This is a genomic window from Immundisolibacter sp., assembly GCF_041601295.1.
Lineage (GTDB): Bacteria > Pseudomonadota > Gammaproteobacteria > Immundisolibacterales > Immundisolibacteraceae > Immundisolibacter.
On sequence record NZ_JBFIII010000150.1, the window covers coordinates 1 to 4,564 of the forward strand.

At 63.2% G+C, this 4,564-nt stretch carries 3 protein-coding genes; all 3 read left to right on the forward strand.

Annotated elements, in window-relative coordinates:
- Positions 1–1,009 (forward strand): hypothetical protein (locus ABZF37_RS13655; RefSeq protein ID WP_372720848.1); only part of this gene is annotated, 1,009 nt, incomplete at its 5' end.
- 8 nt (positions 1,010–1,017) lie between these two features.
- A complete protein-coding gene (locus tag ABZF37_RS13660; protein ID WP_372720852.1) occupies positions 1,018–3,261 on the forward strand; it encodes an RND family transporter in 2,244 nt (747 codons plus the stop codon).
- Between the two features lie 328 nt (positions 3,262–3,589).
- Positions 3,590–4,492, forward strand: a complete 903-nt coding sequence (pepA, locus tag ABZF37_RS13665; RefSeq protein ID WP_372720850.1) for a flocculation-associated PEP-CTERM protein PepA — start codon at positions 3,590–3,592, stop codon at positions 4,490–4,492.
- The last annotated feature ends 72 nt before the right edge of the window (positions 4,493–4,564 follow it).

The following is a 4,564-nucleotide window of genomic DNA, read 5'->3' on the forward strand; positions in this document are numbered from 1 at the left end:
CCTTCGCCTGACCATGGGCGCGCAGCGCGTGCTGTGGGGCCGAGTCGACGAGATCCCGCCCACCGACCATATGTCGGTCACCGACCTCACCCGCATGGCGCTGGATCGACTGCCGCAACGGCGGCGCACCGTACCGGCCGTCCGCGCCGAATGGTTCGGTCTGCCGGGCAAGCTCGATCTGGTATGGATACCCGCCTTCCGACCCGCCGAGCTGCCGGACGAGGCCAGCCCCTGGCACCCGGTAAACCGTCGCGACGGACGGTTCCTGAGCCTGCCCAGCAACGCGCTGCAGACCGCGCTGATCAAGGCCGGGCGTTTTGACGACGACGGCTCGGGCAGCGGCGGCGGCGGCCTGCGCTACAGCCAGGAACTGTCCGCCTTCGACTACGCTGTGTCCGCGCAGCGAGTGCGTCATTCCACACCCTATTACGAGCTTGACCCGCGGGTGCGCACAGCGCTTGCAGGCGGCAGTGATGTCAGCAGCGCGGTCGCCCTGGCCGCAGACACCTTCGTCGGCCGCCATCCCTATACCTGGGTACTGGGCGCCGACGCGGGCACGGTGACCGGCCGCACCACCTGGCGCGCCGAGGCGGCCTGGCTGAGCGCTGCGCCGGTCACCGATGGCGACGGTGCCCTGGACACGGTCAACGCCCTTCATGCGGTGATCGGCGCCGAGTTTTACCCCGGCGACCGCGACTTGCGCGTCAACCTGCAGCTGGGTTCCAAACACCTGTTCGGGCCGTCCTCGCTGCTGGATCGGCGACAACGCTACTTCACCAATGGCTCGGTGTTCTTCCCGCTCGGCCAGCGGCGCTGGGAATTCGAAACCCGCTACGCACTTGGCCTCAATGTGCGTGACGTGTACGTCAATCCGGAGCTGCGCTATGTGTTCGCGGAGCCACACCAGTTCTATATCGCCGCCCATATTTTCAGGGGCACGCAGGACACCCTTGGCGGCTTCTTCCACGACAATACCGGTATCACGCTGGGCTGGCGGAGCAAGCTTTGAGCGGCTGGATGCTTGATCGGCCGCGGTTTGCGGCCGCATTGCTGGCCGCGCTGATTCTGCTACCGCTGGCGGCGCTGCCGCGTCTGAAACTCGACAACTCGCCCGAAACCTACCTCCCGACCACTGCGCCCGCCGTGGTGTTCAACCAGGAGCTGCGACGCCAGTTTCCCGAGGACCAGGTACTGGTTGCCCTGTTCGGTGGGCCGGCACTGTGGGACACCGCCACGCTGAAGAAAATCCAGCAACTGGGTGACACGCTCGAGCAATCGCCGCTGGTGGAACGCGTGCTCAGCGTCACCAGCGCCGACCACATCGCGCCAACCACCGATGGCTTCAGCGTGGCGCCCCTGATCAATTTGCGGGAAGCCGGCGCCAAGTCTGCTGCCGAATGGCGCCGCCGCGCCCTGGCCGATCGCTTTGCGCCAGGTTTACTGGTGGCGCCCGACGGATCCACGCTTGCGCTGATTGTCCGCCCACACCAGCTGCGCGATAGCCGCCAGCGGGCGCTGCTCGAACTGTTGCTGCGCGACACCATCACCCAGCTTGGGCTTGATCCTCGGCTCGCAGCGATCGGTGGACGGGTCGCGCTTGACGCCGCGCAACTGAAGTCGATGATCGCAGACGGCACGACCTTTACTCCCATCACCACCGCACTGGGACTTGGCTTGTTGTGGTGGATGTTTCGTCGCCGGCTGGTGGTGGTCCTGGCCAGCCTGACGTTTGCCGCTGTTACCGGCAGCAGCGTCGCGGTGCTTGCCCTGAGCGGCAAGCCGTTTACGTTGGTCGACTCCATGCTGCCGCCCCTGCTGCTGGCGCTCAGTACCGCGGCGCTGATGCATCTGTTCAGCGGCGTGGTGCATGCCAATCAGCGCCAGCCCACGCCCCGCGCACGCGTGCTCGACAGCATCAATCACGTGCGTCGCCCGGCGCTGTTCGCGGCGCTGACCACCGTCGCCGGCCTGCTGTCGCTGGCGGTGACCCCCATCCGCCCGATTACCGACTTTGGCATTGCCGGGGGCGTTGGCGTGGCCGTTATCTACCTGGTCACCGTGTGGCTGCTGCCATCCCTTATCCTGCGCTTCGACCGCGGGCCCTGGCGCGTCAGTGACCTTGGCCTGCGCCGGCTGGATGCCGTGGTCCGTCGCACGACCCGAATTGCCCTGCGCCGACCGGGCTGGGTACTCGGCAGCTTTGGCGTGCTGCTGCTGGCAGGCGCACCACAACTGGCCAACATCCGCGTCCAGACCGACCTGTATAAGTTTTTTCCCGACAGCCACCCGCTGACCCAGGCCACCCACGCGATCGAACAGAGTCTGTCCGGCGTCATAGCCCTGGAAGTCGTGTTCGACGCCGCCGACCGCGACGGCCTGACCGACCCGGCCGCCCTGCGCGCCATTGCTGCCACCCAGGTCTGGCTCAGGCAACAGCCGGAAGTCGACTACACCCTGTCGCTGCCAGACCTGATAACCGAAATGCACTGGGCATTCAGGGGTGGTGGTGAAGCCCCGCGCGGCTTGCCCGACCGGCGCGACCTGATCAGCCAATACCTGTTGATATACGACGGTCGGGATCTGCACGACCTGGTCGATCGGGATTTTCAGCGCACTCGCCTGTGGATGAAGCTAAACACCCGCGGCAGTGCCGAGATCAACGCTTTCATGGCCCGGCTGCGAACGCATCTCACCCAACAGCCCCCTGGCGCCCTGCGCTGGGAGCTGGCCGGGGCCGGACGGATGTTTGCCGACCAGGAGCGGCTGCTCATGCGCGGCCAGATCAGCAGCGGCCTGACCGTGCTGGCGCTGGTATTTGGCCTGCTGGTGATCCTGTGGCGCTCGCTGCGCGCGGCTGCGCTGTGCATGATCCCGAACGCGGCGCCGATCGCCCTCACTTTCATGCTCATGGGCACGCTTGGCATCTGGCTGGACATGGCCACGGCGCTGATCGCCAGCGTCGCCACCGGCATCGCGGTCGATGACACGATTTACCTATATCAAGGCTACCGCAGCCGACGCGCGGCCGGTGCCGGAACCGTATTCGCACTTGCCCGCACCCTGCGGCGCACCGGTCCGGACTGCCTGGCGACCAGCATCATCCTCGGCGCGCAGTTTCTGCTGCTTGGCCTGTCGGCCTTCATCCCCAGCCGTGAGTTCGGGCTCCTCACCGGCGTCGGCCTGCTGGTGGCGGTGAGCTTCGACCTGTTGTTGCTACCCGCCTTGCTGCTGGTGGCCGATGGTCGTCGCAAAACACCCTGACCGCGCTCTGTCAGTATTTTTTACAAGCTCGTAAATTTAAACTTTTTCTTTTTATTATCATCATGATGAATCTATTCATAGTCCATTCTCCGGCCTCTCACGTGCAAAGCGGCGCCCGTGCCTCCGCCTGTACCTCCTCAGTCAGTCAGCTTTCTTTACAAAACGCGGAACCGTCAGTTCGGAACAGCCAATATCGCCCGAAAAAATTATTATAACTTTCATAATTATTAGTAAGTTATGTATTTTAATGACCATTTGGCACGGTGCTTGATTAGCTAACAAGCGTAAAGCCGTCGATAGGCGATGGTCCACGAAGGAGACGACGCTAATGAATTGCAAGATCGCACTCGCAGCTGGGCTGATGACCCTGGGGCTCACAAGCTTCTCAGCTAATGCCGCTCATATCGGCGGATTCACGCTTTTCGACGGCCAGGAGTTCACCTTCAACCCCGACGGGTTTGAAACCAGTATCGCCAGTACCTTCACAGCGTCGGCGATCGACTTCTCATATACAGCCGATGTCGACCAGACCAACACCGGTGCATTTTCGGCCAGCTTTGTCGAGACAGGCGTCGCCTTCTTTTCCGCTTTCCAGCACCCTCTGGGCACGCCCGTACTTGGCACCGCACTGAATCTGGGCTTTGGCCTTGGCTACAAGATGTACGGCGTTTTCACGGCCACCGGCTCCGTGGTGCCAGGTCCGGGCTTCGTTGGAATCGACGGCACGTTTGACACCTTTAACCTGACCATTTACATCGATCGCGACGAAAACACCACGTCGGTAGCGGCCGCACCGGGGGATCCAAACCAGACTACCGCAGTGGGTGGCACAACCACTGACGACATCGCGATCCTGAGTGGCGTCCTTACCATCGGTGGCTTCCACGTCTCCGGTGGCCTATTGGGTGGTGACTTCGATGTGCTGTTCCGGGTCACTTCGTATGACCCGACGGTGTGGGGTGGCGCCGCCTTTGCGGGCGACCTCAATAACGATGGAGACTTTGATGACGAAGGCGAGTGGTTCACGAGTGGCGACCTCAACGGCGTGAACACCGGCATTAGCGGCTTGGTCGGGGGACCGTTCGCCACCAAGAATGACATCATCATCAATGGTTCTGGCAACATTGCCTTCAACAACGTACCAGTGCCCGTCCCCGGTGTGCTGGGCCTGCTCGGCGCCGGACTGCTCGGCCTGGGCTGGGTGAATGGCCGGGCGCGCAAGAACGCGTAAGCGTCAGCCTTACTTGAGCTTTGAAAAGGCGGCCTTCAGGCCGCCTTTTCTTTTTGGCGTTCCTCTATGCAG